The sequence below is a fragment of the Mesorhizobium sp. WSM4809 genome (assembly GCF_055811655.1).
In genome coordinates, this window is the sequence record NZ_JBVVQW010000020.1 from 1 (window position 1) to 23,818 (window position 23,818).

General features: G+C 62.7%; 30 protein-coding genes. 14 read left to right on the forward strand and 16 right to left on the reverse strand.

Annotated features, from left to right (window positions below; genetic code table 11):
- Positions 1–366 precede the first annotated feature (366 nt).
- The 8 genes from AC0L24_RS29605 (at position 367) to arsK (ending at position 6,530) form a co-directional block, all read left to right on the forward strand.
- The gene (locus AC0L24_RS29605) at positions 367–777 is read left to right on the forward strand and encodes an MbcA/ParS/Xre antitoxin family protein (RefSeq protein ID WP_127326539.1); all 411 of its coding nucleotides are present in this window, start codon (positions 367–369) and stop codon (positions 775–777) included.
- Positions 771–1,469: an RES family NAD+ phosphorylase gene (locus AC0L24_RS29610; RefSeq protein WP_473564657.1), complete on the forward strand. Its 699-nt coding sequence runs from the start codon at positions 771–773 to the stop codon at positions 1,467–1,469. The genes AC0L24_RS29605 and AC0L24_RS29610 overlap by 7 nt, the downstream gene beginning before the upstream one ends.
- A gap of 65 nt (positions 1,470–1,534) precedes the next feature.
- Complete coding sequence (locus AC0L24_RS29615; protein ID WP_128362943.1) at positions 1,535–1,867, forward strand: ArsR/SmtB family transcription factor; 333 nt, start codon at positions 1,535–1,537, stop codon at positions 1,865–1,867.
- A 47-nt stretch (positions 1,868–1,914) separates the two neighbouring features.
- Positions 1,915–3,024: an ACR3 family arsenite efflux transporter gene (gene arsB / locus AC0L24_RS29620; protein WP_473564658.1), complete on the forward strand. Its 1,110-nt coding sequence runs from the start codon at positions 1,915–1,917 to the stop codon at positions 3,022–3,024.
- Complete coding sequence (gene arsC / locus AC0L24_RS29625; protein ID WP_127326543.1) at positions 3,021–3,443, forward strand: arsenate reductase (glutaredoxin); 423 nt, start codon at positions 3,021–3,023, stop codon at positions 3,441–3,443. Before arsB ends, arsC begins: the two co-directional genes overlap by 4 nt.
- A gap of 63 nt (positions 3,444–3,506) precedes the next feature.
- Positions 3,507–3,827 carry an ArsR/SmtB family transcription factor gene (locus AC0L24_RS29630; protein WP_473564659.1) on the forward strand — a complete coding sequence of 107 codons (321 nt, stop codon included), beginning with the start codon at positions 3,507–3,509 and terminating at the stop codon, positions 3,825–3,827.
- A gap of 44 nt (positions 3,828–3,871) precedes the next feature.
- On the forward strand, positions 3,872–5,299 hold the full coding sequence (locus tag AC0L24_RS29635) for an NAD(P)-binding domain-containing protein (protein ID WP_473564660.1): 1,428 nt from the start codon (positions 3,872–3,874) through the stop codon (positions 5,297–5,299).
- The gene (gene arsK, locus AC0L24_RS29640; RefSeq protein WP_128289567.1) at positions 5,292–6,530 is read left to right on the forward strand and encodes an arsenite efflux MFS transporter ArsK; all 1,239 of its coding nucleotides are present in this window, start codon (positions 5,292–5,294) and stop codon (positions 6,528–6,530) included. The genes AC0L24_RS29635 and arsK overlap by 8 nt, the downstream gene beginning before the upstream one ends.
- 7 nt (positions 6,531–6,537) lie before the next feature.
- Here arsK and AC0L24_RS29645 read toward each other — a convergent pair whose 3' ends face one another.
- The 7 genes from AC0L24_RS29645 to AC0L24_RS29675 form a co-directional block, all read right to left on the reverse strand.
- Positions 6,538–7,296, reverse strand: coding sequence for an amino acid ABC transporter ATP-binding protein (locus AC0L24_RS29645; protein ID WP_084652555.1), 759 nt, complete (start codon positions 7,294–7,296; stop codon positions 6,538–6,540).
- A 26-nt stretch (positions 7,297–7,322) separates the two neighbouring features.
- Positions 7,323–7,997 (reverse strand): amino acid ABC transporter permease, encoded by a 675-nt coding sequence (locus tag AC0L24_RS29650; RefSeq protein WP_127272108.1) that lies wholly within the window; start codon positions 7,995–7,997, stop codon positions 7,323–7,325.
- Positions 7,994–8,665, reverse strand: coding sequence for an amino acid ABC transporter permease (locus AC0L24_RS29655; protein ID WP_127271796.1), 672 nt, complete (start codon positions 8,663–8,665; stop codon positions 7,994–7,996). The genes AC0L24_RS29650 and AC0L24_RS29655 overlap by 4 nt, the downstream gene beginning before the upstream one ends.
- Positions 8,666–8,807: 142 nt before the next feature.
- On the reverse strand, positions 8,808–9,596 hold the full coding sequence (locus AC0L24_RS29660; RefSeq protein ID WP_127255904.1) for an ABC transporter substrate-binding protein: 789 nt from the start codon (positions 9,594–9,596) through the stop codon (positions 8,808–8,810).
- A 111-nt stretch (positions 9,597–9,707) separates the two neighbouring features.
- Positions 9,708–10,871 (reverse strand): saccharopine dehydrogenase family protein, encoded by a 1,164-nt coding sequence (locus tag AC0L24_RS29665; RefSeq protein WP_127271167.1) that lies wholly within the window; start codon positions 10,869–10,871, stop codon positions 9,708–9,710.
- On the reverse strand, positions 10,868–11,368 hold the full coding sequence (locus tag AC0L24_RS29670) for an Lrp/AsnC family transcriptional regulator (protein ID WP_127271168.1): 501 nt from the start codon (positions 11,366–11,368) through the stop codon (positions 10,868–10,870). The genes AC0L24_RS29665 and AC0L24_RS29670 overlap by 4 nt, the downstream gene beginning before the upstream one ends.
- Before the next feature lie 132 nt (positions 11,369–11,500).
- Positions 11,501–12,373 carry a LysR substrate-binding domain-containing protein gene (locus tag AC0L24_RS29675; protein ID WP_473564661.1) on the reverse strand — a complete coding sequence of 291 codons (873 nt, stop codon included), beginning with the start codon at positions 12,371–12,373 and terminating at the stop codon, positions 11,501–11,503.
- Between the two features lie 112 nt (positions 12,374–12,485).
- Here AC0L24_RS29675 and AC0L24_RS29680 point away from each other — a divergent pair, with 112 nt between their 5' ends.
- Together AC0L24_RS29680 and AC0L24_RS29685 are read left to right on the forward strand one after the other, a co-directional pair.
- Complete coding sequence (locus AC0L24_RS29680; protein WP_473564663.1) at positions 12,486–12,695, forward strand: hypothetical protein; 210 nt, start codon at positions 12,486–12,488, stop codon at positions 12,693–12,695.
- A gap of 27 nt (positions 12,696–12,722) precedes the next feature.
- On the forward strand, positions 12,723–13,472 hold the full coding sequence (locus AC0L24_RS29685; protein WP_473564664.1) for a sulfite exporter TauE/SafE family protein: 750 nt from the start codon (positions 12,723–12,725) through the stop codon (positions 13,470–13,472).
- Between the two features lie 29 nt (positions 13,473–13,501).
- Here the strand turns inward: AC0L24_RS29685 and AC0L24_RS29690 are convergent, their stop codons facing one another.
- The 3 genes from AC0L24_RS29690 to AC0L24_RS29700 form a co-directional block, all read right to left on the reverse strand.
- Positions 13,502–15,481, reverse strand: coding sequence for an AAA family ATPase (locus AC0L24_RS29690; protein WP_473564665.1), 1,980 nt, complete (start codon positions 15,479–15,481; stop codon positions 13,502–13,504).
- Positions 15,482–15,731: 250 nt separating this feature from the next.
- Positions 15,732–16,016 carry a type II toxin-antitoxin system TacA family antitoxin gene (locus AC0L24_RS29695; RefSeq protein ID WP_473564667.1) on the reverse strand — a complete coding sequence of 95 codons (285 nt, stop codon included), beginning with the start codon at positions 16,014–16,016 and terminating at the stop codon, positions 15,732–15,734.
- A 57-nt stretch (positions 16,017–16,073) separates the two neighbouring features.
- Positions 16,074–16,523, reverse strand: a complete 450-nt coding sequence (locus AC0L24_RS29700; RefSeq protein ID WP_473564668.1) for a universal stress protein — start codon at positions 16,521–16,523, stop codon at positions 16,074–16,076.
- Between the two features lie 207 nt (positions 16,524–16,730).
- On the opposite strand from AC0L24_RS29700, the gene AC0L24_RS29705 reads away from it, so the two are divergent.
- Positions 16,731–17,312 (forward strand): histidine phosphatase family protein, encoded by a 582-nt coding sequence (locus tag AC0L24_RS29705; protein WP_473564669.1) that lies wholly within the window; start codon positions 16,731–16,733, stop codon positions 17,310–17,312.
- Between the two features lie 31 nt (positions 17,313–17,343).
- Here the strand turns inward: AC0L24_RS29705 and AC0L24_RS29710 are convergent, their stop codons facing one another.
- The gene (locus AC0L24_RS29710) at positions 17,344–17,745 is read right to left on the reverse strand and encodes a VOC family protein (RefSeq protein ID WP_127267214.1); all 402 of its coding nucleotides are present in this window, start codon (positions 17,743–17,745) and stop codon (positions 17,344–17,346) included.
- A gap of 118 nt (positions 17,746–17,863) precedes the next feature.
- A complete protein-coding gene (locus tag AC0L24_RS29715) occupies positions 17,864–18,550 on the reverse strand; it encodes a pseudouridine synthase (protein WP_473564685.1) in 687 nt (228 codons plus the stop codon).
- A gap of 204 nt (positions 18,551–18,754) precedes the next feature.
- Between AC0L24_RS29715 and AC0L24_RS29720 the strand changes: the two genes are divergently transcribed.
- Positions 18,755–19,201, forward strand: a complete 447-nt coding sequence (locus tag AC0L24_RS29720) for an SRPBCC family protein (protein ID WP_127809748.1) — start codon at positions 18,755–18,757, stop codon at positions 19,199–19,201.
- Between the two features lie 37 nt (positions 19,202–19,238).
- On the opposite strand, the gene AC0L24_RS29725 is transcribed toward AC0L24_RS29720, so the two are convergent.
- On the reverse strand, positions 19,239–20,072 hold the full coding sequence (locus AC0L24_RS29725) for a helix-turn-helix transcriptional regulator (protein WP_164873815.1): 834 nt from the start codon (positions 20,070–20,072) through the stop codon (positions 19,239–19,241).
- 90 nt (positions 20,073–20,162) lie between these two features.
- On the opposite strand from AC0L24_RS29725, the gene AC0L24_RS29730 reads away from it, so the two are divergent.
- Entirely contained in the window at positions 20,163–21,047 is an 885-nt protein-coding gene (locus tag AC0L24_RS29730) for an SDR family oxidoreductase (protein ID WP_473564670.1), read from the forward strand.
- 50 nt (positions 21,048–21,097) lie between these two features.
- Here AC0L24_RS29730 and AC0L24_RS29735 read toward each other — a convergent pair whose 3' ends face one another.
- Genes AC0L24_RS29735 through AC0L24_RS29745 form a run of 3 tightly spaced genes read right to left on the reverse strand, consistent with a single transcriptional unit; the run spans position 21,098 to position 22,397 of the window.
- A complete protein-coding gene (locus tag AC0L24_RS29735; RefSeq protein WP_127811363.1) occupies positions 21,098–21,796 on the reverse strand; it encodes a RibD family protein in 699 nt (232 codons plus the stop codon).
- A 5-nt stretch (positions 21,797–21,801) separates the two neighbouring features.
- Positions 21,802–22,203, reverse strand: a complete 402-nt coding sequence (locus AC0L24_RS29740; protein ID WP_127322197.1) for a type II toxin-antitoxin system HicB family antitoxin — start codon at positions 22,201–22,203, stop codon at positions 21,802–21,804.
- A gap of 5 nt (positions 22,204–22,208) precedes the next feature.
- Positions 22,209–22,397 (reverse strand): type II toxin-antitoxin system HicA family toxin, encoded by a 189-nt coding sequence (locus tag AC0L24_RS29745; protein ID WP_127322198.1) that lies wholly within the window; start codon positions 22,395–22,397, stop codon positions 22,209–22,211.
- A gap of 366 nt (positions 22,398–22,763) precedes the next feature.
- On the opposite strand from AC0L24_RS29745, the gene AC0L24_RS29750 reads away from it, so the two are divergent.
- Positions 22,764–23,711 carry a substrate-binding domain-containing protein gene (locus tag AC0L24_RS29750; RefSeq protein WP_013530574.1) on the forward strand — a complete coding sequence of 316 codons (948 nt, stop codon included), beginning with the start codon at positions 22,764–22,766 and terminating at the stop codon, positions 23,709–23,711.
- Positions 23,712–23,818: the final 107 nt, after the last annotated feature.

Sequence of the window (23,818 nt, forward strand, 5' to 3'; positions counted from 1 at the left end):
GGTCCTCCCGGCGGACAAGAAAACTGTCACCCATCTAATCAGTCCATTCTGTTACCTATCTATCCGGTTCGGACAGCCGGGCATTTCTCCCCGTATAGTGACGGGGAGAAAGACGCCGTCATGGACGGTTCGCCAATCTCCAATGTTGCAGAATAGGCGCCAGCGATGCGGCCATCTCCCTTCTCCCTGTCACTATACGGGGAGAAGGTGCCGGCAGGCGGATGAGGGGCGGCGCCGACTTTGGCGATTGGTGGCCTTCACAAGACGGAAGCCGTCATTGGCCTGAAAGCGATTGGCCCTGCCTTGCTGATCTCCTTGCCAATTGGCAAATGCATGCTATATATCTGCCAATAGCGAGGCAACAAAATGCAGCTTCAGTCCATTGTCACGACACCGGCCACGGTTGGCAGCGTCATATCGGATGACGAGGCCGGCGCGCTGGCGCGCACCACGGTCAATCTATTCAAGGCCTGGAATCTTAGCGACGTCGAGGCCTGCATCCTGCTCGGGGGCATATCGGCGCGCACCTGGGCGCGCTGGAAAGAAGGCGGCGTCGGCAGGATCGACCGCGATCTGCGCACCCGCATGGCGCATCTGATGGGCATCCACAAGGGCCTGCGCTATCTGTTCACGGAGCCGGCGCGCGGCTATGCCTGGATACGCAAGCCCAATGCCACCTTCGGCGGCCAGTCGGCCCTCGACCTGATGCTGCGCGGCGAAATCTCCGATCTCTCGGCGATGCGCGAATGGCTCGATGCGGAGCGTGGTGCATGGTGAGTGGACTTGCGGTCAGGCGCGGCGTCCATTGGCACCAGACCTTCCGCATCATCCGCTCCATCCACCCGCCCATCGACCTCTTCGAGGACATTGCCGACCCGCGCGACTGGGAGGCGCTTGCCGCCGTCGAGGCGAAGACCAACCCGCGCATAAGGTTCGAGATTGGCGATCTCGGCAAGGTGTCGGCCGCAAGGCGGGTTTCCGGCCCCGGCGCCAGCTTCGTGATGGCGCCCTTCGTGCACTGTTCGACGCTGCGGCCGGGACGCTTCTCGGATGGCAGCTACGGCATCTACTATGCGGGCGACAGCGAGGACGTCGCGCTGGCCGAGACCATCCACCACCACCAGAAGTTCATGGGTGCCACCAACGAGGGGCCGGGCTGGACGGCGGATTTCCGCGTGCTGATCGGCAGCGTCGACCGCGACCTCGATGACGTCAACGCGGTGTCCGGCGTGCTCGACCCGGATGACTATTCCGCCTCGCAGGCGGAAGGGCGGGCGCTGCGGGCAGCAGGCAGCGACGGACTGGTGTGGAACAGCGTGCGCATGCCGGGCGGCGACTGTATCGGCATCTTCTGGCCCGATGTCATTACCATTCCAGTGCAGGGTCGCCACTACAGATACCACTGGGACGGCGCCCGCGTGGACTTCGTGCGCCAGCACGATACGGGAAAGGTGCTTGCCGTCACATGATGGCGGCGGACACGCTTTACAGATCGCTGGGAAGCCGATATCCATAAATCCAAGGATTCGGATATATGGATAAGAAAAGCACTTTGAACGCGCTGGCCGCACTTGGCCAGGAGACGCGGCTGGATGTCTTCCGGCTGCTCGTGCGTGCCGGTCCGGAAGGCATTCCGGCGGGCGAGATCGCAACGAGGCTGGACACGGTCCAGAACACCATGTCGGCGCATCTGAAGGTGCTTGCCCATGCCGGGCTGATCCGTCCCGAACGCAACGGAAGGACCGTGCGCTATGTCGCCGACATGACCGGCTTGCGCGACCTGCTGGCCTATCTGATGGAAGATTGCTGCAATGGCGCGCCGGAGCTCTGCCGTCCCGTCATCAATGCCGTGACCTGTGACTGCTGAGGGGCTTGTGACTGTCCGCCGCGCGCGTTCGAACAAGGAAAGCCATCATGACCGATCATGCTCTGAACGCAGCTGAGGCGGTGCGGCCCGGCATCGGCTTCGTCGAGAAATATCTGACGGTGTGGGTGGCATTGTGCATCGTCGCGGGCATCGCGCTTGGCCATCTGCTGCCAGGCGTGTTCGGCGCCATCGCGTCGGCCGAGATCGCCAGGGTCAACATTCCTGTCGCCGTGCTGATCTGGCTGATGATCGTGCCGATGCTCTTGCGCGTCGATTTCGCCTCGCTGGCCAGGGTCGGCACCTATTGGCGCGGCATCGGCGTGACGCTGTTCATCAATTGGGCGGTGAAGCCGTTCTCGATGGCGCTGCTGGGCTGGCTCTTTATCGGCTGGCTGTTCCGGCCGTGGCTGCCCGCCGTGCAGATCGATTCCTACATTGCCGGACTGATCATCCTTGCTGCGGCGCCCTGCACGGCGATGGTTTTCGTCTGGTCGAACCTGACGCGCGGCGAGCCGAATTTCACACTTTCGCAAGTAGCGCTCAACGACGCGATCATGATCGTCGCTTTCGCGCCCATCGTCGGCCTGCTGCTCGGCCTGTCGGCGATCACCGTCCCATGGGGCACGCTGATGCTGTCGGTCGCACTCTACATCGTCGCGCCGGTGATCGTCGCGCAGCTGGTTCGTGGCCGGCTGCTGGCAGCGAGGGGACAGGTCGGGCTCGATGCCCTGCTTGCCAGGCTGCAGCCCTTGTCGCTGATTGCCTTGCTGGCGACGCTGGTGCTGCTGTTCGGCTTCCAGGGCGAGCAGATCATTGCGCAGCCGCTGGTGATCGTGCTGCTGGCAGTGCCGATCCTGATCCAGGTCTATTTCAACTCCGGTCTTGCCTATCTGCTCAACCGCCTCAGCGGCGAGCGGCACTGCGTGGCTGGACCATCGGCGCTGATCGGCGCGTCGAACTTCTTCGAGCTGGCGGTGGCCGCCGCGATCGCGCTGTTCGGGCTGAATTCGGGCGCGGCCCTTGCCACCGTGGTCGGGGTGCTCATCGAGGTTCCGGTCATGCTGTCGGTGGTGTGGATCGTGAACCGCAGCAAGGGCTGGTACGAGAAGGGCGGCGCCGTCCGGAATACCATGTCGACCGGGAAGGCCTCGAAATGACCATCACCATCTACCACAATCCCGATTGCGGCACGTCGCGCAACACGCTGGCCATCATCCGGCAGTCGGGCGAGGAGCCGGAGGTGATCGAATATCTGAAGACGCCGCCGTCGCGACAAAGGCTGGTCGAACTGATCGCCGCGATGGGCATCACACCGCGAGACCTGCTGCGCGAGAACGGCACCCCCTATGCCGAACTCGGCCTTGCCGACCCGAAATGGTCCGGCGAGCAGATCCTCGATTTCATGCTGGCACATCCGATCCTGATCAACCGGCCGATCGTGGTCAGCCCGCTCGGCGTCGTCCTTGCACGGCCGTCGGAAAAGGTGCTGGACATCCTGCCCAACCCGGAGATCGGCGCGTTCACCAAGGAGGATGGCGAGGTGGTCACAGGCGCCTCGGGCAAACGCGCCGGCTGATGCTATTTCCATATTTTTCGAAATTAAGTTGACGGCGCGAAAAGTGCCGCGTAATTTATTTCCATGAAACTCGAAAAAGCAGCCGCCCAGCTCGAGGCGCTCGGCAATCCGACGCGGCTTCAGCTCTATCGCATCCTGGTGCGCGCCGGTGATGACGGGCTTGCCGTCGGCAGTGTCCAGGAAAAACTGGACATCCCGTCATCGACGCTGTCGCATCACCTCAAGCGCCTGGTCGACACCGGTCTGGTGACGCAGGAGCGGCAAGCGACGACGCTGATCTGCCGCGCCAACTATCCTGGCATGAATGCGCTGATCGGCTATCTCGCCGACGAGTGCTGCGCCGACGCCGCCTGCGCGCCCACCGCCGGCAAAGCGCTGGCTTGATTTTTTCACGCTTATAATTCGAACATACCGGAAGGATCGAACCTATGGACATGATGGCAAACCTTCCCGTCGCGGTGATCGGCGCTGGCCCGGTCGGGCTGGCAGCCGCGGCGCATCTGGTCGAACGCGGCATCACTCCGCTCGTCCTGGAACGCGGCGAAAGCGTGGGTGCGGCGCTGCTCGATTGGGGACATGTGCGGGTGTTTTCGCCATGGAAATATAACATCGATGCGGCGGCGCGGGCGCTGCTCGACCGCTCCGGCTGGACGGCGCCGGATAGCCAGGGCCTGCCGACCGGCGGCGAGATCGTGCGCGATTATCTGGCGCCGCTTGGCCGGCTTCCCGCGATCGCCGCCAATTTGAAGCTAGGCGCCGAGGTCACCGCGATCACCCGTCAGGGACACGACAAGGTCGCCAATGATGGCCGCAAGGACGCGCCCTTCGTCATCCGCTATCGCGATGCCGGCGGCGAACACCGCGTTCTCGCGCGCGCGGTCATCGACGCGTCCGGAACATGGTGGCGGCCAAATCCGATCGGCGTCGACGGGCTGCCGGTTGCCGGCGAAAGCGAGGCGTCGGCACGCATCGCCTATGGCATTCCCGACGTGGTCGGCAAGGCGAGAGAAGACTATGCGGGCAAGCGCATCCTGGTCATCGGTGGCGGGCACTCGGCCATCAACGTCGCTTTGGCGCTGATGGAGTTGCAGGACGCGGCACCGGGCACCGAGATCTTCTGGGCGCTGCGCCACGCCAGCGTCGACAGGCTGCTCGGCGGCGGGCTGAACGACCAGTTGCCTGAACGCGGCGCGCTTGGGCTGGCGGCCAGGCAGGCGATGACGGATGGCAGGCTGAACATGCTGACGTCTTTCGCCGTCAACGGCATCGAGACACAGGGCGAGGGACTTGTCGTCGACGCCAACCTGGGTGGCAAGCCGTTCAACCTGGCCATCGACCGCATCGTCGTCACCACCGGCTTCAGGCCAGACCTGTCGTTCCTGAGCGAAATCCGCATCGCGCTCGATCACGCCGTCGAAGCGCCGCCGGCACTGGCGCCACTGATCGATCCAAACTACCACTCATGCGGCACGGTTCCGGCGCATGGCATTGCAGAGCTCGCGCACCCCGAACCGGGCTTCACCATCGTCGGCTCGAAATCCTACGGCCGTGCCCCGACTTTCCTGATGGCGACCGGCTACGAGCAAGTCCGCTCGGTGGTGGCCGATATTGCCGGAGACCATGCCGCGGCCCGCGAAGTCCGGCTGGTGCTGCCGGAGACCGGCGTGTGCAGCGCCGTCGGTGTCGTGACGGTGTCGGCAAGCGCCGGCTGCTGTGGCGGGCCCGCGCCCGCCGCTGTCGATGCCTGCTGCGTCAGGGATGCGGACGCCAAAGCAACCGGCGCATCGGGTTGCGGCTGCGCAACCGCGCCAGCCACCGAGACGCGAGAGAATATGGCGGCCGGCGTCGATGCCTGAACGATCTGTCCTGCGCAAGGCAATCTGGGCGCTTGGGCTGACCCAGATCATCGGCTACGGCACGCTCTATTACAGCTTCTCGATCCTCGCGCCGGCAATGGCTGGGGAGTTCGGGCTCACGGAAGGCTGGGTATTCGGCGCGCTGTCGGCCTCGCTCTTTGCCGGCAGCCTGTTCGCGCCGACTGCCGGGCGGTGGGCCGACCGCTTCGGCGCCGGCCGCATCATGACCGTCGGCTCGGTGGCGGCAGCCGTGGCGCTGGCGCTGTGCGCCGTCGCGCCCGACCGCGTGAGCTTCGTTCTGGCATTGCTGGCAATGGAACTGGCCTCCAGCTTCGTCCTCTACAGCGCTGCCTTCGTCGCGATCGTGCAGATCGGGGTTCCCCGGCCGCAACGCAGCATCACCCATCTGACGCTGATCGCCGGGTTTGCCTCGACCCTGTTCTGGCCACTGACCTCGGCGCTGCATGCGCATCTGACATGGCGCGAGGTCTATTTCTTGTTCGCCGCTCTCAATCTCGGGCTCTGCCTGCCGATCCACGCCTGGCTGATGCGCCTGTCGCGCCGCCACGCAACGGCCAGAAGCCAAGAACGCGAGCCGATCCCTGAAGCGGGCGCGCCGCTCGATCCGCGGCGTGGCCGGGCCGTGTTCCTGCTCATGCTGGCGGGGTTCGCCACCGAGGGCTTCGTGCTGTCGGCGATCCTCATCCACATGGTGCCGCTGACGGCGGCGCTGGGGCTCGGAACCGCAGGCCTCTTCGTCTCGACCCTGTTCGGACCGGCGCAGGTCGCCAGCCGGCTGATCAACATGCTGTTTGGCGGCCGCCTGCAGCAGACGCACCTCGCCGTCATCGCCGCATCGCTGATCACGGCCGGGCTGTGCGCACTGCTGCTGACCACGCCATGGCTGCCCGGCGCCTTCCTGTTCGTGTTGCTGTTCGGCCTCGGTTCAGGCCTCACCAGCATCGTCGGCGGCACCTTGCCACTCGAACTCTTCGGCCGCGAAGGCTATGGCGCGCGGCTCGGATGGGCGAGCGCTGCCCGTCAGTTCACCTCGGCCTTCGCGCCGTTCGCGCTCGCCTTCATGATGGCGCGGACATCCGTCGCCAATTCCCTGTGGGTCCTGGTGGTCGTCGCCGCGAGCGGCGTCATCGCCTTCCTCGCCATCGTGTTGCTGAGGCGCCGCGGCCGGGTTGCGTTCGCCATTGGCGGCAATCCGGAAGAGGCGGCCTGACCGCGCCTCAATGCCTGAGAATCTTGCTCAGAAAAGCGCGGCTGCGGTCGGTCTTGGGGTGTGAGAAGAACTCGTCCGGCGTGCCGCTTTCGACGATGGCGCCGGCGTCCATGAACACCACGCGCTGGGCTACCTTGCGGGCAAAGCCCATCTCGTGCGTCACCACCATCATGGTCATGCCTTCCTCGGCGACCGCCACCATGACGTCGAGCACTTCGGAAATCATCTCGGGATCGAGCGCCGAGGTCGGCTCGTCGAACAGCATGATCTTGGGCCGCATGCCGAGGCAACGCGCGATCGCCACGCGCTGCTGCTGGCCGCCGGAGAGCTGTGCGGGATAGGCATTGACCTTGTCGGCGAGGCCAACCTTGGCCAGCAATTCGCGGCCTGCTTTTTCAGCCTCGGCGCGCGGGATCTTGCGGACATGGATTGGGGCGAGCGTGACGTTTTCGAGTGCCGTCTTATGCGGGTAGAGGTTGAACGACTGGAAGACGAAGCCGATCTCGGTGCGCAGCTGCGTCATGTTGGTGGCGGGGTCGCCCAGGCGTTGGCCGTCGACGACGAGGTCCCCGTCCTTGATCGCCTCCAGGCCGTTGACGCAGCGGATCAGCGTGCTCTTGCCCGAGCCGCTCGGGCCGCAGACGACGACCACTTCGCGCGGCTCGACGCTGAGCGTGATATCCTTGAGCACATTGAGCGTGCCGAACCATTTGTTGACGCCGCGAAAGTCGATCATGCCGGTTTTGGCAAGGCCCGTTTTGGTCATGTTTTCTGGACCTTTGGGGTTGGAAGTCACAACTGCACCTCGCCATGCGCCGCGCCCATGCGCTGCTCCAGCCGGCGGGCCAGCATGATCAGCGGATAGCAAACGATGAAATAGCCGACGCCGACGAGGAAGAAGACCAGCAGGCCGTTGGGCACACGCTGCACCACCAGCCAGCCAACCCGGGTGAGGTCGGTGAGCCCGATCGCTGAGACGACAGAAGAATCCTTGATCAGCAGCACATACTGCCCGACCAGCGGCGGCAGCACGATGCGCATCGCCTGTGGGAGGACCACCTGGCGCATGCGCTGCAAGCGCGACAGGCCGGACGCCAGCGCCGCCTCGACCTGACCTGTCGGCACCGAGCGGATGCCGGCGACGACGATCTCGCAGATGAAGCAGGCGGCGAGGTTGGTCAGCGCGATGATGCCGGCGGTGAAGGCATCGAGTTCGATACCGAACTCAGGCAGGATGAAGAAGATCAGGAAGATCTGCACCAGGAACGGCGTGCCGCGAATCAGGTCGACCCAGGCCCCGATCAAGCCCGAGATCAGCCGGTTGCCGCCGGTCCGCAGGATGCCGAGGCCGAAGCCGAGCAGGGTGCCGAGCACAAGGCTGATCAGTGACAGCATCACGGTCATGCCGAGGCCGCGCAGGGCCAGCGGATAGGAGCCGGCGAGGCTTTGCAGTTGTTGCCAGATCATGTCCGCGCCCCCGCCGTGCCGAGCCAGCGGCTGGAGACGCCAGCCAGTCCTTTCAGTCCGTAATACAGCAGCAAATAGAAAGCAGCGATGGTGAGGAAACCTTCGGCCGGCATGAAGCGGTCGGAGGCGAGCAATTGGCCGGCGCGCGTCAGTTCGGAAACCGAGATCAGCGACAGAAGGGCGGAATCCTTGACCAGCACGATCGCCTGGCCAAGCAGCGGCGGGATCGTCACCTTGAAGGCCTGCGGCAGGACGACCAAGCGCATGCGTTGGACATAGGTCATGCCCGAAGCGACGCTGGCTTCGACCTGGCCGCGCGGGATCGACAGGATGCCGGCCCGAATGATTTCAGCGATATAGGCGCCGCTGTTCAGCGACAGCGCGAGGATGCCGACGACGAGTTCCGGCAGCACGAAGCCGAGCCGGGGCAGGCCGAAATAGAGAAAATAGAGCTGCGCCAGCAAGGGCGTGGCACGCACCGCATCGATATAGGCCTTGGCCGGCACACGAAACAGCCAGCCGCGCTGCAGGTTCATGGCGCACAGCACGATGCCGACGATGAGCGCGCCGACAAAGGACAGCGCCGACAGCCAGACGGTCGTGATCAGGCCCTGTCCGAACAGCGGCAGGTATTCGACGATGGTGCGGAAACTGAAATTTTCGAGCATCGTTGGGTGCAATCCCCAGAGTGCAGGAAGGGCGAGTAGCGAATAGCGAATAGCGAGTAGAGAATTAGGGAGCAGCAAAGCATGGCCGGAACGGCCATTCCCTATTCGCTACTCCCTATTCGCTACTCGCTAATTCAATTCCTCAGTGATCCTTCTTCCAGGCGTCGGAATTGACCCAGTAGTCGAGGTTCTTCTGCAGGCGTCCGTCGATGGTGACCTGGTTGAGGAACAGGTTCATCCAGATCAACAGGTCCGGCTCGTCATAGCGGGTGGCGAAGGCAAGCGGCTCCTTCGACAACAGGTCCGGCATGATGGTGAAGCTGCCGGCCGGATAGGCGGTCGACTGGCCCTTGACCGCCGAGACGTCGTTGACGCCGCAATCGGCCTGGCCGTTGTTGACGGCGTCGAGCAGCAGCGGACCGCCGCCCTTGTAGCTCTTGATGTCCGCATCGGGGAAGGCGTTCTTGGCTTCCTTCTCGCCGGTGGCGCCGAGCAGCACGGCGATCTTGGTGCCCTTGGCCTTGCAGTCCTCGGTGGTCTTGAACTTGCTGTCGGCCTTGGTGAAGACAGTGCTGCCCGTATACATGTAAGGCGTGGTGAAGGCGACCTTCATGCCACGCGCCAGCGTCGGTGTCATGTCGGCGACCAGAAGGTCGGCCTTACCCGACAACAGCGCCGGAATCAGACCATCCCAGTCGAAGTCGAGGAACGTGATTTTCACACCCATTTCCTTGGCCATCAGTTCGGCCAGTTCGACCGAACTGCCGGTGCGTTCGCCGTTGGCGCCAACCAGCGAGAAGGGCGGTCCTTGAGTCTGCACGGCGACGCGCAACTCGCCGCGCTTGGTGATGTCGTCGAGCGTACCGGCACTGGCAGCGGCAGTGAGCCCGGCGAGTGCAAGCCCGGCGATGAAAAGTCTGGCAATCTTCATTTCGGTATTCCTCCTTGTTTTATTGTTCCACGTTGTTTTTCACCCTTTGGGGTGCTTTTTGAGCGGCAGCGCCGTTGCCGACGGCAGCCACCGTTCGAAAATCTTCCTGCCTCAGTCCCGTGCCACCGTCTCGGAAACTGTGATGCCACGCTTGGCCAGTTCATCGAAGAACCTGATGTCGGGCACGTCCAGCAGCGGGTTCAAAAGGCCCGGTCTGGTGATCTCACGCCGCGCGAGCATCTGCGCCACGATGCTGGCGGGATAGCCGACGCCGAGGCTCATGCCGAACAGGCCCGAAGCCAGGTCCCGCTCGATGATCAGGTCCGACGTCACCGTCTTGGCGCGGCCGTCTTCGAGGCCGGAAAAGACATTGCGCATCACGCACAGGTCCTTCTCGCCGGGACCATATTGCAGTTGCGGGCCGAGCAGACGGCCGAGGAATTCGCGCGGGCTGTTGCCGGTGCCGGGCACCTTGTCTTCGGAGAGGAAGCCAAGCTCCTTCAGCGGCGCCCAGAAGGCCGACCATCCCGGCCAGCGCAGCGTGTAGCGGCCGGAGCGGCGCAATCCCTTGGCGGCGTCCAGCATCTCGACATAATGCAGCGCATCGCCATTGGGGAAGGCTTCGAGCTTGCCCAGACCCGCAACCTCGATTTCATGGATGAACGGATTGTCGTGCTGCTGGCCGGCCGGCACCGCGACGCGTTTCCCGTCCTCGATCATCACGCTGTCGCGATTCTGGCTGACCAGGACCATGTCGAAATTCCAGCTCACCTTGTAGCACAGCGGCTTGGCCATCGCCTTCGGCTCGGGGATGCCGCCGCAATAGGAATCGATCGAGGAAATCGAGTCGAACTGCCTGGCGGCGCGCGCGTACAGCACGAGGTCGATGCCGGGGTCGAGCCCGCATTCGGTCATGATCGAGACGCCGGCCTGTTCGGCGGCTGGCGCCAGGTCGGCGATCGACTTGGCGTAATTGGTGGTGACCAGCGGCGTGCGCGTGGCGATCGCGGCCTGCACCGCCTGGCGCATCAGCGGCTGAGGCAACAGGTCGATGACGGCGTCGACATCATCAAGCACAGTGGCCAGCGCCGGGCCGATCGCGCCTTCAGGCACCACGAAGCGCACGCGGGCAAGATCGGTCAGGCCGGCAAGCCGGGCCGGGCCATCCGCTGCGGTATCGACGCAGACGATTTCCTCGACGCCGACGCTGGCGACGAGGTCGGCGATTGCCGCCCGACCTTGCAGGCCGAGGCCGCCTAGTACCGCGATCTTCATGCCGGCTCCTTGCGGTCGTCCGACCAGCAGCCTTCCGGCAGGCTGACCCATTTGTTGCAGGACGCCATGACGACGAAGGTTTCGCTGCGCACGACTTCGCCGGGCTCGCCGGCGCCGGGGATCAGTTCGCTGGTGACGCGGTAGAGATCGGCGACGTCACCGGCCACCGTCACGTCGACGATGATGTCGAAGCGCCCGGTGACCACCGAAGCCGAGTTGACGAAGGGCAGTTCGGAAATGCGCTGTGCCAGTTCGCGGGCCCGGCCGCGCCCCTGGGCATTGATGCCGACAATGGCCGAGATCAGCTCGGGGCGCTCGGTCAGGTTCAGCAGGCCGACGATCTTGAGCAGGTTGCGGTCGAGCAGGTTGCGCAGCCGCGTGCGCACCGTCGGCACCGAAATCGCCAACATCTCGGCGATGCGGTTGATGCCCGGCTGTGCATCCTGCGACAGCTGTTTGACCAGCCGCCGATCGGTCAGATCGAGATGTTCCCGCAAAGTCCCCGTCTTTCACAAAAGGAAAAAACTTCGGCTATTTTTTTGCCAATGTGTAAACAAGCTACGTCACGGATATTTGAAAAGCAAGGCAATGATTCAGCGCTGCTGGGGATAGGTGGTCGCTGTCAGGGCTCAGACCAGCGCTGCCGCCAACAGTTTTGCCTGTGGCGTCAACTCATCGAAGCGGCGGGCACAGAGGTTCAGCTGGCGCGTCGCCCAGTCGTCGGTCAGCCGCAGGCTTCGCAGCGAGCGTGCCGAGCGGCGCGCGGCACTTTCGGGCACGATGGCGATGCCGGCGCCCTGGGCGACCAGCCGGCAGACATTGTCGAGGCCGGGCACGCGGATGCGGAAGTGCAGATGGCCGCCAAGGCGGGCGGCCTGACGGGCGATGTGCTCCTGCAAGGGATGGCCGGCGCTCAGGCCGACAAAGGCTTCGCCGAGCAGGTCGCCGAGGTTGGTCGTATTGCCTTCGAGGTCGGGCCAGTCTCGCGCGGCGATCACCATGAGCCTGTCGATGAAGAACGGCTTCTGCTCCAGATGCGAAAGGCCGGCCCAGGTCGCGGCGATGCCGAGATCGGCGGCACCGCTTGCCACCGCCTCTGCGATCTCGTGGCTGGGGCGTTCGTCGAGGTCGATGTCGATGCCGGGATGCGCGACGAGGAAGGCCGGCAGCATGTCGCGCAGCAGCGCGCTGGTGGCGGCCGTGTTGGCCATCAGCCGCACGCGGGCGCGCAAGCCCGTGGCATAGGCGCCGAGGTCGCCGGCCATCGCCTCGATCTGGTTCTGCACCGCCCGCGCATGGTGCAGCAGCGCCTGCCCGGCGGCCGTCGGCACCACGCCGCGCCGCCGCCGCTCTAAAAGCGGCGCGCCGAGGCTTTCCTCCATGCCCTTGATGCGGGCGCTGGCGGAGGCGAGCGCCAGCCCCGCAAGTTCGGCACCATGGGTGATGCTGCCGCGCTCGGCGACCAGCAGGAACAGCCGGAGATCGGTAAGATCGAAGCGCATCTTTCTTCTCCTGCAGGGTTTCAGCCTTCGGCGCAGGCGAAGGCTGACGGCGTAACTTCCACATTGTGGGCGGCCGGCATGTCAGTCAAATCTTTTGCGATGGAGATGCGCGATGAGCGAAAAGGCGCCAGGCCGGCATGGACCCGGCATACTTGAAAGCGCGGCGATCGTGCTTGCGATCGCGGTGGCCTCGCTTGCCATGGCGCGAGCGGAGCCCGGCCAGTGCGGTTGCGTGGCGATGGCTGCCCCTGTCCACCAGGAAGCAACGCCTGCAAAACCCGCACCCGACGATGATGCGGCGGACATGCTGTTGCATGACTGATCGAAGCGGCACCCCGAAGGAACGACCGTGCTGAGCGTCGGCGTCATCGCCTGGATCGGCGCGGTCTTCCTTGCCGCGGGCTTCGTCAAGGGTGCCGTCGGCATGGGGCTGCCGACCGTGGCGATGGGGCTGCTGGCGGTAACGATGCCGCCGGCGCAGGCGGCTGCCCTGCTCTTGATCCCGTCGCTGGTCACCAATCTTTGGCAGTTGTTCACCGGCCCATCCTTCGGCGGGCTGTGCAATCGGTTGTGGACGATGATGGCCGGCGTCGTGCTTGGCACCGTCGCCGGGACCGGCCTGCTCACCGGCACACACTCTGGCGTTGCCTCGGCCGGGCTCGGTGCGGCGCTGGTGCTTTACGCCATTCTCGGCCTGCTCAAGCTTGGCTTCACCACGCCGGCGCACCACGAGGCGTTGGTATCACCGCTGGTCGGTGTGGCGACCGGGCTGGTCACCGGCGCCACCGGGGTCTTCGTCATCCCGGCCGTGCCCTATCTGCAATCGCTGCGGCTGGAGAAAGAAGACCTGATCCAGGCGCTCGGCCTATCATTTACCGTGTCGACGGCAGCGCTTGCCATCGGGCTGTTTAGGACCGGCGCACTGGCGTCGCCGAGCGCGCAACTGGTGGGGTCGGTCGCAGCCCTTGTGCCGGCGCTGGCCGGCATGTTCGCCGGCCAGGCGCTGCGCCGGACGATGAGCGTCGAGACCTTCCGCACCGTATTCTTCGTGGGATTGCTGGCGCTGGGTGTTTATCTTGTGGGGGAGTTGGTGCTCTAGGCAGGAGAGGGCGAGGCGCTTGAAAATGGTTAGGTATGCGCTGCCCGTTCGAGAAGGTCGGTCATAACTTCCTTCACCTCTATCGGCATGAAACGTACGTCGCTAAGAACGACCGTGACGATATGCTCGAGCAGTTTTCCATCTTGCCCTTGCTTGGCGATTGAGCGCAGGAAAGGGAACGATCTCAAAATCGTTTCCTCAAGCATATGATCGTCCGTATCTCCAAACCTCTTATCAATTTCTAAGCTCATTCCTCCAATATACCTTGATGGTATTCTCTCAATCGCGATGCCGCCGAATACTGTTTCTCCAACCCGGTCAACAACATTTTGAAACTGTTGATCGGTATAGAGCGCTAGGTCAAGGTAACCCAAATTCCCAGGAATGCCAATTTTCTCCTGTTGTCCAGAAAAACTACGGCAAATAGTAAGTGCTATGAGTAACGGATCAAGCAGAACGTTTTCAATGCCGTTGCGAATGCCGTGTCCTAGAATGGAGATACGATCGGTTGGGTCCCGTTTTCCATCCCAATCGAGTAGCCCAAAAACGGACATGTTACCGGCATTGCATAGATCCTCAACGAGCCGTTTTACGTTGTCGCAGCCGGTATTTAGATCGCCACTACCGGCCTTTCGAGTGCCGGTCGCAACGAACTCTAGCGAACGTTCGGAAGATATTTTAGGCTTAACCAGCTTGTAGAGGCCGTCGTAAATCTTAGCATCGATTGGGCTCTCGACAAAAACTTGTCGGCGGCCATCATAGGATATCGCGATTGTAGGGACGCCCACCGTCAAGATATTTAGCGCGGCAGCTTTTGAGCTCTTGTGCAATCCGGGCTGGCCCAGCTTCATCGTGTAGATGCTTTCCTCCGGTGCCAGTGCAACCGTCGATGGAGAATGTGTCGTGGCGATAACTTTGATTCCAAAATTGCCGACGAGTGTTTTGGAAATTGTATCGATCACGTTCTTCGACATAGAGGGGTGCAGGGGTGCATCAATCTCATCAAGTAATAGAACTTTCGGGCGCAATGCAATTTGTCGACTGTCGTTCGAGTAATATACACAAAACGCAAACGACATAAGTACCTTCTCTCCCGAGGATAGGGCGCTAAAGGCAATCGAAGATCCTGTAGATCTCTTGGATAGCTTCGGGGTAAAATGACTGTAGTCGTCCAAATTTGGGGAATTTATCTCAAAATCCAAACCTGCCTCTCGGACTGAAGCGTTTACGAATTCCCATGGAGGAGGTCCGTATTGCCCTGTAAAAGCTTCAGCACTAAGAAATTTTTCTGCATTTCCTTTTGAAGCTCTAAGTTCGGCAAGGTTATTTGCAAGAACCAGATCCCTATAAGCCACAAATAACTTGGAAAAATTTTGCTGAAATAAATCACCTTGCCCCCAACTTGGAATTTGTGAGGATATTACGTCTTTTTCTGAGAGAGATGAAATCTGCTTGTTCGAATATTTTGACGCCTGTTTTATTCTATACTGCGAGTCAGCATCGACTCCACTCAGCATCGCGTTGTCGAAACTGGATAGATGACCTTGAAGTTCGAGTAGAAAATTGTTAACGACTCCGCTGCCGTCTCCGATTAGAATGGCTATCTCCGCCATTGGCAAAGAGAGAATACTCCCTGGATCACTTAAATATCGATCGTCGAGGTTATATCTGCGAATAACGGATCGCGCAGGTTCGAGCCATCCTTGACTATTACGAAGGCTTGAGAACGTTGTGTAAAGGTTCTGACGCTCTTGGCGAATAGTTTCGCTTGAGAAAACATTTGTATCCTGCGGAACCATAGTTGACCAATTGAACAAACGGACTTGTGTTTGATCGCTAGGGCTTTGCTTTGGAGCTGCATCCGTCTTGATAGATCCCAAGTTTATGGCCTCTAACAGATGGCTTTTCCCGGCGCCGTTAGGGCCGGTGATCAACGTAAAGTCTGGCAACGTAATGTTCGGAAACCTACCAATGGATAGGTAAGATTGATGAAATGCCAGATCTATCATGGATTTTCTTTTTCGATTTAGAAGGCCAGAAAGGCGATTACAAGTATCTGGTTACAAGTACCTAATGAGCCCCGTTGATTGACACAAGGTCAAACCGCGTTTGGGCGACGGTTAATGTGCGGGCATTCGTTGGGGTGCCCGCGTCGGGGCTTTGTCTAGCGGGGGGAAGCGATGGCTGCGAGGCAGTGGCTCGATTGATGAAGTTTTCGCCGTGTTCGTGGTGGATCAGAAGGAACCGGAGCCGGCTGCATCACGGAGGGTCCCACGGAGCCTTTGTCGTCATAGTGCGGTGCAATCGATCGTTTGGTTGCGGCGAGGCGTCGAGACGGCTCAGAAAAGCAGCGTAGACATCCGGCTCAGTGGCAAACACAAGACGATTGAGCAACGTGTCCTCAGCGGCGCATTGCGCCGCGTCAAGTATGAAGTCAGTGCGACTTTCGCCGAGCAACTTCGCTGCCCGGTCGATCAGATTGCGAACTCCCGGCTTGGCGCGAATATTGATCGGAACGCTCTTCGACGGCGGATAATGTGACATTGGCGTGGATAGCTTTCTTCACAACGACCCAATGGCTTGGTGGGTCCGTGGCAGAACCTAGCGGACGACCAGCACCGGGATTTCCGTGTAGGACAGCACTTCCGCCGTCTGGCTGCCGAGAAGCAGCTTGCCCAGTCCGCGGCGGCCGTGCGAAGCCATGACGATCAGGTCGCAGCCCAGGGCCTGCGACAGTTCCAGGATGGCTTCGGCGGGCCGCTTGTCCTCGACATGCACGACCTCCGCGGAGACGCCGACGGCGTTCGCCGACGCCTTGCACTTGTCGAGCACTTCCTTAGCGTGTCGTCCCGCCTCTTCCTTGTAGGCAGCCAGTTCGTTGCCGGCGGCATAGCCGGCCATGGCACCGCCCAAGGCGAAGATCGGGAATGGTTCCGAGACGGTGACGAAGATGACAGCAGCGCCGAGGCCCTTGGCCAACGTCAGGCCGTGAGTAACGCCCTTGTCGGCCAGTTCCGATCCGTCCGTGGCGATGAGCAGATGTTTGTACATGACGATCTCGACTTGTTGTGCAAGGGCCCGTGCCCTTGTGGTGGCGGGAGCCTTGTGGAGGCTGGCCTTGATATAGTTGCGGCCTCGGGCCGATCACAGGGCCGGCCCGCCGCCGATCAAGGCCAGGCGACCACGCAGTTTTGTACCAAGCGGATTCCCCTTTGCCGCATCGTCGCTTAAGGTGCTGGCGACACTGAAAGGCATTCCATGAGCAACGCGTATCCCCAAATCCATCTGGTCCGGCATGGTGAGACGGCATGGAGCCTTTCGGGGCAGCATACCGGCCGCACCGACATGCCGTTGACCCCGGTTGGCGAGGCCGCCGCGCGGGGTGTCGCCGATAGGCTCAAGGGGCTGTCTTTTTCGGCCGTATGGTCGAGCCCGTCGCAGCGCGCCTACAACACCAGTGTACTGGCCGGCTTCGACGCGCGGAGCGTCAAGAAGGACGATCTGCAGGAATGGGACTACGGCGCCTATGAGGGGCTGACGACAAAACAGATCCTGGCCGAGCGCCCCGGCTGGAATGTGTTTCGCGATGGTTGTCCAAAGGGCGAGATGGCGGCCGATGTCGGCGCGCGGGCCGACAGGATTATCGCCGGGCTGCGCGAGGCCAATGCCGGCATATTGGTGTTTTCCAGCGCGCATTTCTTGCGCGTGCTGGCGGCGCGCTGGATTGGCCTGCCGCCCGAAGGCGGCGCGCTGCTTGTGCTTGAAACAGCCAGCATCAGCGTGCTCGGCTACGAGCATGATTTGAGCGAGCCGGTCATCCGGAAATGGAACCAGAAGTAGGGCGGCTTTGGCCAGCGGCGCCGCTTCCGCCCTACCTGTCGAATTTCTTGATCGCTTCGGCGGTCACCGGCGTGAAGAAATTCACCAGATTGCCATCGGGGTCGCGAAACAGCAGCGAGCGATTGCCCCAGGGCATTGTGGTTGGCTTCTGCACAGTAACATTCCTGACGAGGTCCGAGAGCCTGGCGAATTCAGCATCGACGTCGCCGACGCGGAACTCGAGGATGACGGTATGGTTGTCGGCGGGGCGGGCGATGTCGCCGCCAAACAGCATCAAGGTGCGCGTGCTGCCAATCGCCAGCGTGCAGGCCGGTGTCGCCAGTTCCGCGAAGTCTTCCGTGTAGACCGTCACGGGCATGCCCGTGATCTCGCCGTAGAAGCGCACGAGGCGCTGAACGTCCGAAGTGATGATGCGGACAGAGACGAAATTCATTGCTTTGGCTCCTGATCGTTGAAGCCGTGGCCGGCTCCCATCCGACCTATAGGCCAGGCCTCCTGACAGCTTTCCGTCAGGACGGATTGCTGTGAGCCTGCACCAGCGCACGCGCTGCTTACCCCGTCAGCAGCGCCAGTTCCTCCGGTGTCAAACGCCGTGCCGTGCCCTTGGCGAGGTCGCCGAGCGGCAGGCGGCCGATGGCGATGCGGATGAGGCGCAGGACCTCGACGCCGTGCGCGGCGAGCAGGCGACGGATGTGGCGGTTGCGGCCTTCCTCGAGCACGATCTCCAGCCAGGCGGTGCGGCCGCCGCTGCGCAAAAGTTCGATCGAATTCGTGGTCAGGATCTCGCCGTCGACGCTCACGCCCGCGCGCAACGTCTTCAACATCGCCGCGTCCGGCACCGTGCCGATCTGCACGCGGTAGGTTTTCGGCAAATGCGAAGCCGGGTCCATCAGCCGGTTGGCAAACCGGGTGTCGTTGGTCATCAGCAGCAGGCCTTCGCTGGCCTTGTCGAGGCGGCCGACCGGCGAGACGAAGGGCAGGTCGAGCCCTTCGAGGCAGGCATAGACGGTGTCGCGCTGCTGCGGGTCGTCGCGGGTGGTGACCAGCCCGCGCGGCTTGTTGAGCATGAGATAGACCTTGCGCTCGGCAACCACCGGCCTGTCGTCGACGACGATGCGGTCGCGGTCGAGGTCGACCCGCAGGGCTGCATTGCGCACGACCTTGCCGCCGACGCGCACGCGGCCCTCCGCGATCAGCACATCCGCCTGCGTGCGCGAGCACAGGCCGAGCTTCGACAGCGCCCGGTTGAGACTGACGCCGGGCGCCGCCTGCCTGCCCGCTCTGCCGTGTCTGCCGTGGTGTCATGCTGCCCGTCTGCGCTGGTGGAGCCGACAGATGCCACGGGCCACGATCGCTTCGCAAGCCGCGCTGCTGCCTTCGCATGCGCCGCACCGCCCGAACGACGATATTGTCGTCGCCGCATCCGCGATAAATTGCAGCGCATGAGTGAGTCTGCCGCACCGATCATCAAGACCGTCGTCATCGCTGCAACGCCTGCCAAGATTTGGCAGGTGCTGACGACGCCCGCGATGATCCCGCAATGGATGTCCGACGAGGCGCTGACCGTCAGCCTCGAGAGACTTGTCGGCGGCGCGATCTTGATACAGGGAGTGCTGCACGGAATGCCGTTCGAAAACCACGGAACTATCCGGGCTTTCGCGCAGGAGAGGGCGTTCGCCTACAGCTACTGGAGCACGTTGTCGGCCCCGCGTCTGGCGGACGTGCCCGAAAACCACACGGTGGTCAGCTTCGATCTGGCGCCGGCGGATGGGGCAACGCTGCTGACGCTGACGCTCAGCGACTTCGCCGAACCGGCGATCCGTCCGCATGCCGATCTCTACTGGGGTCCGACCTTGCAGATCCTGAAGGCGGTCTGCGAGCGCGTTTGAGGGCGGGCGTCATCCCCGTGGACGGGTTATCAGGCCCTTACTCTTTGGGGTGTCGGGCGAGAGTCAGCGCGCGGATGCGGTCGGCGACGGCGCTGTCGACCGGGTTGTAGACGGTCAGGCTCAAATCCGGCCGGCCGTCGACCGCGAAGCCCGAATATTCAAGCTCGATATCGCCGAGTTCCGGGTGTTTCAGGCGCTTTGTCCCGTCGCCATGGCTGAGCACGTCGTTTGCCCGCCACAGGGCGGCAAACTCGGGGCTGGCGCTGCAAAGCTCGTCGACGAGTTCGCGCACCTCGGAGACAGCGCCGGCGCGTGCCGCATCGGCACGGAACGAGCCGACCACGAAACGAGCGAGGTTTTGCCAGTCGTGCTGCCTGGCGCGGATATGGGGACTGAGGAACATGAAGCGCAGGATGTTGCGCTCGCCCTCGGGCAGGGCGCTGTAGTCGGTCAGCACGACCCGCGCGGCGCGGTTCCAGGCAACGACATCCCAGGTGGCGGTCCTGACTATGGCGGGGCTGGCATCGAGCGTGTCGATAAGGCGCTGCAGCCGCGGGCTAACACCCTCGGCACCGGTGTAGCGGACCTCGGGCGGGCGCCCCAGCCCGAGCATGAAAAGATGTTCACGCTCCGCCTCGGTCAGCAGCAGCCCCTTGGCGATGCGATTGAGGACATCGGCCGAGGGCGCACCGCCGCGGCCCTGTTCCAGCCATGTGTACCAGGTCGGGCTGATGTTGGCGCGCTGGGCGACCTCTTCGCGGCGCAGTCCCGGCGTGCGTCGGCGCCCCGAGAAGCCGAAGGACGCCGGATCGAGCCGGGTGCGCCGGTCTTTCAGGAACGCTGCCAGTGAGCCGGCGGAATTGGAGGGCATCCTGTTAGCCATTATACCATGATAAGATCACTACTTTAATAGAATAATAGACCAGCAATATTACGCAGGCAACTGTGCAGGAGATTTTGCATGCGTATCTTTCTCACCGGCGCGACCGGTTTCATCGGTTCGGCCATCGTTCCCGAACTCATCAAGGCGGGTCATCAGGTGATCGGCGTGACCCGCTCGGATGCCGGCGCCGAGGCGCTGGCCGCCGCTGGCGCCGAGGTGCATCGGGGAACGCTCGAGGATCCCGAGGGGCTGCGCGACGGCGGGGCGAAGGCGGAGGCTGTGATCCATACGGCGTTCGACCACGACTTTTCGCGGTTTGCCGAGAATTGCGAAAAGGACAAGCGCGTCATCGCCGCTCTTGGCTCGGCACTGGCCGGCTCCGACCGGCCGCTGGTGATCACCTCCGGCGTCGGCATGGGCAGCCCGGGACATCGCGAACTGGCGATCGAAGACGTCTTCAACCCTAGCCATCCCAATCCGCGCATTGCCTCCGAACTGGCCGGCAATGCCTTGCTGGACGCCGGCGTCAACGTGTCGGTGGTGCGCCTGCCGCAGGTCCACAATCCGGTCAAGCAAGGCCTCATCACGCCGCTCATCGAAATCGCACGTGAAAAAGGCGTCTCGGCCTATGTCGGCGAAGGTCGGAACCGCTTCTCCGCGGGCCACCTCCTCGACGCCGCGCGCCTTTACCGGCTCGCCGTGGAGAAGCGGCAGCCGGGCGCGCGCTATCACGCGGTCGGCGAGGAAGGCGTCGAGGTGCGCGCTATCGCCGAGGCGCTTGGCCGGGGCCTGAAATTGCCCGTCGTTTCCATCGCGCCGGAAAAGGCTGCGGAGCATTTCGGCTGGATGGCGATGTTCGCGCCGATGGATCTGCCGGCCTCCAGCGCGCTGACACAGGCACGGCTGGGCTGGCACCCGACCGGCCCGACGCTGATCGCCGATCTCGATGCCATGCGGTATTGATGCGCTGACAAAGCGGCGCCAGCCGGGCTGCATAGCGGCTAGGATTCCGGTTATGCAGGGCTGACCGCGTAGCGCAGATGGACGAGCCCATGCGCCAAGGCCTTGCAGCTTTTCAGTGACAACTGCGTCTTGCCCGCCAGGCCGCTCTCGCCGAATTCGACGAAGGCCTGGTTTGCTGCGCGTCCATCGATCGCGGGCGCGACGAGAAGGCTCAGCTCATCGACGAGTCCGCCTGCGAGGAAGGAGCCGTTGATGCCGGCGCCGCCCTCCAACAGCAACCGGCTTATGCCGAGTTCGCTGCCGAGCACCTCAAGCATCGCCGCGAGATCGATGTCCGCCGCTTCCGACACGATATAGGACACGCCGTCGGCGGCAAGCTCGGCCAAATGGCTGTCGGTAACGTCACGCCCAAGCAGCACCACGACGTGGTCGCCGCCGATGTCGGGTTTGGAAAAATGGAGCTTGCCCGAGGCATCGAGCGCCACGGCATAACTGCCCGCATCCATTTGCGCGAAATGATAGGGCCGGTCGACCTTGCCGACATTGGCTGGTGGGTGCGCGGCGGCCTTGCTCATCTCGGCCATGGTGACGCGGCCGACGATCCAGGCGTCAGCCGCGAGATCACTGTGGATATGTTCGTAGAGGCTCGACCACTCCGCCCGGGTCCCGTCCGGACTTGTCGTGTAGCGGCTTGGATGAAGGCTGCCGTCGAGTGATGCGAGCATATGGCAGATGATTTGCGGCTTCATACGGGTCACGCCGCTTCCAGCGCCATCACTTTTTCAGCGGCCTTTGCGAGAAACCCGGATCGGGTATAGCCATGAGCTTCGGCAAAGGCATCGATCCTTTGGAGAATGTCGTCGGAAAGCGTCACGTTGATACGCACTGTTTTCCTGGTCTGGGTCTGGGCCGAGACCAGGATTGCAACACCGTCGCGATTATCGGCGTCCGCCATCACAGCCTCCAAACTGGAGGGTTCAGGAACAGCCCCGCCATCCTCGACCAACCCTTCGATGTGGAGGGCGAGGGCCTCTTCAGCCATGGACCGGGCGTCATCCAGATCCTTGCCGGCGGTAATCACGCCTGGGAAATCAGGGAAAGACACACCGAAGTCGCTGTCGGCATCCTTATGGATAAGTCCGATATACTGCTTCATGGCCGTCACCTCAGTTTCAGTCCAGATTGTTTTTCGATGCTGCGCAGGGTGCCTATTGGAATAGCGCGCTTGGGATGAGGGACGGTGACCCGCCCTAGCCTGTCGCGGTGTTTGAATTGCGCATGACTGCCCCTTCGGGCAACTTCAACCCACCCATCAGCTTCCAACAGGCGGATAATGTCGGCGCTTTTCATGTGTATTTATACACATTTAATGGTGGCCTTTCAATAAGGAATATGAAGTCAGTCAACGCCAAATAGGCCGCAGGAGGCGATGCGCCGTGTCTATTGTGCTGGGAAGCATGCCCACGATCCAGAAATCCGACAATTCCGATAATTTGCCGAACAGCGCTGTTATATCGAGGTTGCACAAATGGTTGACCCTGGGTTAGCATCCCCAGGCAGGCGTCGGTGGGAGGCTCTTTTTACAGCGGCGGCCAGCTGGAGCGGCATGCGTTTTCGGGCGCAGGGAGGATGCTCCAACACTTTGAACCGATGCATGATCCTTCCTGAAACCGATCCCGGTTTTCGGGGTCGTGCGTTTTTGTGGAGGAGGATCCCATGAACAGACGTGAATTCCTGCTGTCGTCCGCGGCTTTCGGCGCCATGATGGTCGCCGCGCCCTCGGTGTTTGCGCAGGACAAGCTCACCATCCTTGGCTCGGTGCCCAGTCTCGGCTTTCCGTTCTTCGTGCACATGCTGAACGAGATCAAGGCGGAAGCCGCCACGCAAGGCGTCAATTTGACCGAAAGCGACGGCCAGAACTCGGCCACCAAGCAGACCGCCGACATCGAGGCGGCCCTGGTGCAGAAGGTCAACGCCATTGTCATCTCGCCGCTCGACGTCAACGCGCTGGCGCCGGCCATCGAGGAAGCGGTCAAGGCCGGCGTTCCGGTGGTGACGATCGACCGCCGCGTCGACGGCGTCGAGGGCATCCTGGCCCATGTCGGCGCCGACAACGTCAAGGGCGGCGAGGCGGAAGCCAACGCGGTGGTGGCGGCATTTCCCAATGGCGCCAAACTCTTCCACCTTCAGGGCCAGCCCGGCGCCGGCCCGGCGATCGACCGCAACAAGGGCGTTCACAACGTTCTCGATCCGCTGAAGGACAAGTACCAGATCGTCTTCGAGCAGACCGCCAACTTCGCCCGCGCCGAGGCGCTGTCGGTGACCGAGGCCGGCCTTGCCGCCAACGGCAAGCCGGACGCCATCGTCTGCGCCAATGACGACATGGCGCTGGGCGCCATGGAGGCTTGTGCCGCGCGCAACTTCACCGACGTCAAGATCTACGGCTTCGATGCACTGCCGGAAGCGCTGGTCGCGGTGCGTGACGGCAAGCTTGCGGGCACCGTCGAGCAGTTTCCCGGCGAGCAGTCGCGCACCGCGGTGCGCATCGCGGTGGCCTTTGCCAAGGACAAGACCGAGCCGAAGGAGAAGCTGGTGCTGCTGACGCCGATCGTCATAGGCAAGGACAATCTCGACAAGGCGGAGCGGATTGGCGAGACGAAGTAGGGGTTTGGCGGGGATCGGCCGATTGGCAAAGCCGGCGGGACAGCGCTCCCCTCTGTCCTGCCGGACAGAGGGGGGCGTTCAAGCGCTGACAGGCGACATCAACTGCA

What these genes read in the sequence shown, in the direction of transcription:
- AC0L24_RS29605 (WP_127326539.1), top strand. Translation starts at nt 367, where the DNA reads ATGCAGCTTCAGTCCATTGTCACGACACCGGCCACGGTTGGCAGCGTC.
- AC0L24_RS29610 (WP_473564657.1), top strand. Translation starts at nt 771, where the DNA reads ATGGTGAGTGGACTTGCGGTCAGGCGCGGCGTCCATTGGCACCAGACC.
- AC0L24_RS29615 (WP_128362943.1), top strand. Translation starts at nt 1,535, where the DNA reads ATGGATAAGAAAAGCACTTTGAACGCGCTGGCCGCACTTGGCCAGGAG.
- arsB (WP_473564658.1), top strand. Translation starts at nt 1,915, where the DNA reads ATGACCGATCATGCTCTGAACGCAGCTGAGGCGGTGCGGCCCGGCATC.
- arsC (WP_127326543.1), top strand. Translation starts at nt 3,021, where the DNA reads ATGACCATCACCATCTACCACAATCCCGATTGCGGCACGTCGCGCAAC.
- AC0L24_RS29630 (WP_473564659.1), top strand. Translation starts at nt 3,507, where the DNA reads ATGAAACTCGAAAAAGCAGCCGCCCAGCTCGAGGCGCTCGGCAATCCG.
- AC0L24_RS29635 (WP_473564660.1), top strand. Translation starts at nt 3,872, where the DNA reads ATGGACATGATGGCAAACCTTCCCGTCGCGGTGATCGGCGCTGGCCCG.
- arsK (WP_128289567.1), top strand. Translation starts at nt 5,292, where the DNA reads ATGCCTGAACGATCTGTCCTGCGCAAGGCAATCTGGGCGCTTGGGCTG.
- AC0L24_RS29645 (WP_084652555.1), bottom strand. Translation starts at nt 7,296, where the DNA reads ATGACCAAAACGGGCCTTGCCAAAACCGGCATGATCGACTTTCGCGGC.
- AC0L24_RS29650 (WP_127272108.1), bottom strand. Translation starts at nt 7,997, where the DNA reads ATGATCTGGCAACAACTGCAAAGCCTCGCCGGCTCCTATCCGCTGGCC.
- AC0L24_RS29655 (WP_127271796.1), bottom strand. Translation starts at nt 8,665, where the DNA reads ATGCTCGAAAATTTCAGTTTCCGCACCATCGTCGAATACCTGCCGCTG.
- AC0L24_RS29660 (WP_127255904.1), bottom strand. Translation starts at nt 9,596, where the DNA reads ATGAAGATTGCCAGACTTTTCATCGCCGGGCTTGCACTCGCCGGGCTC.
- AC0L24_RS29665 (WP_127271167.1), bottom strand. Translation starts at nt 10,871, where the DNA reads ATGAAGATCGCGGTACTAGGCGGCCTCGGCCTGCAAGGTCGGGCGGCA.
- AC0L24_RS29675 (WP_473564661.1), bottom strand. Translation starts at nt 12,373, where the DNA reads ATGCGCTTCGATCTTACCGATCTCCGGCTGTTCCTGCTGGTCGCCGAG.
- AC0L24_RS29680 (WP_473564663.1), top strand. Translation starts at nt 12,486, where the DNA reads ATGAGCGAAAAGGCGCCAGGCCGGCATGGACCCGGCATACTTGAAAGC.
- AC0L24_RS29690 (WP_473564665.1), bottom strand. Translation starts at nt 15,481, where the DNA reads ATGATAGATCTGGCATTTCATCAATCTTACCTATCCATTGGTAGGTTT.
- AC0L24_RS29695 (WP_473564667.1), bottom strand. Translation starts at nt 16,016, where the DNA reads ATGTCACATTATCCGCCGTCGAAGAGCGTTCCGATCAATATTCGCGCC.
- AC0L24_RS29700 (WP_473564668.1), bottom strand. Translation starts at nt 16,523, where the DNA reads ATGTACAAACATCTGCTCATCGCCACGGACGGATCGGAACTGGCCGAC.
- AC0L24_RS29705 (WP_473564669.1), top strand. Translation starts at nt 16,731, where the DNA reads ATGAGCAACGCGTATCCCCAAATCCATCTGGTCCGGCATGGTGAGACG.
- AC0L24_RS29710 (WP_127267214.1), bottom strand. Translation starts at nt 17,745, where the DNA reads ATGAATTTCGTCTCTGTCCGCATCATCACTTCGGACGTTCAGCGCCTC.
- AC0L24_RS29720 (WP_127809748.1), top strand. Translation starts at nt 18,755, where the DNA reads ATGAGTGAGTCTGCCGCACCGATCATCAAGACCGTCGTCATCGCTGCA.
- AC0L24_RS29725 (WP_164873815.1), bottom strand. Translation starts at nt 20,072, where the DNA reads ATGCCCTCCAATTCCGCCGGCTCACTGGCAGCGTTCCTGAAAGACCGG.
- AC0L24_RS29730 (WP_473564670.1), top strand. Translation starts at nt 20,163, where the DNA reads ATGCGTATCTTTCTCACCGGCGCGACCGGTTTCATCGGTTCGGCCATC.
- AC0L24_RS29735 (WP_127811363.1), bottom strand. Translation starts at nt 21,796, where the DNA reads ATGAAGCCGCAAATCATCTGCCATATGCTCGCATCACTCGACGGCAGC.
- AC0L24_RS29740 (WP_127322197.1), bottom strand. Translation starts at nt 22,203, where the DNA reads ATGAAGCAGTATATCGGACTTATCCATAAGGATGCCGACAGCGACTTC.
- AC0L24_RS29745 (WP_127322198.1), bottom strand. Translation starts at nt 22,397, where the DNA reads ATGAAAAGCGCCGACATTATCCGCCTGTTGGAAGCTGATGGGTGGGTT.
- AC0L24_RS29750 (WP_013530574.1), top strand. Translation starts at nt 22,764, where the DNA reads ATGAACAGACGTGAATTCCTGCTGTCGTCCGCGGCTTTCGGCGCCATG.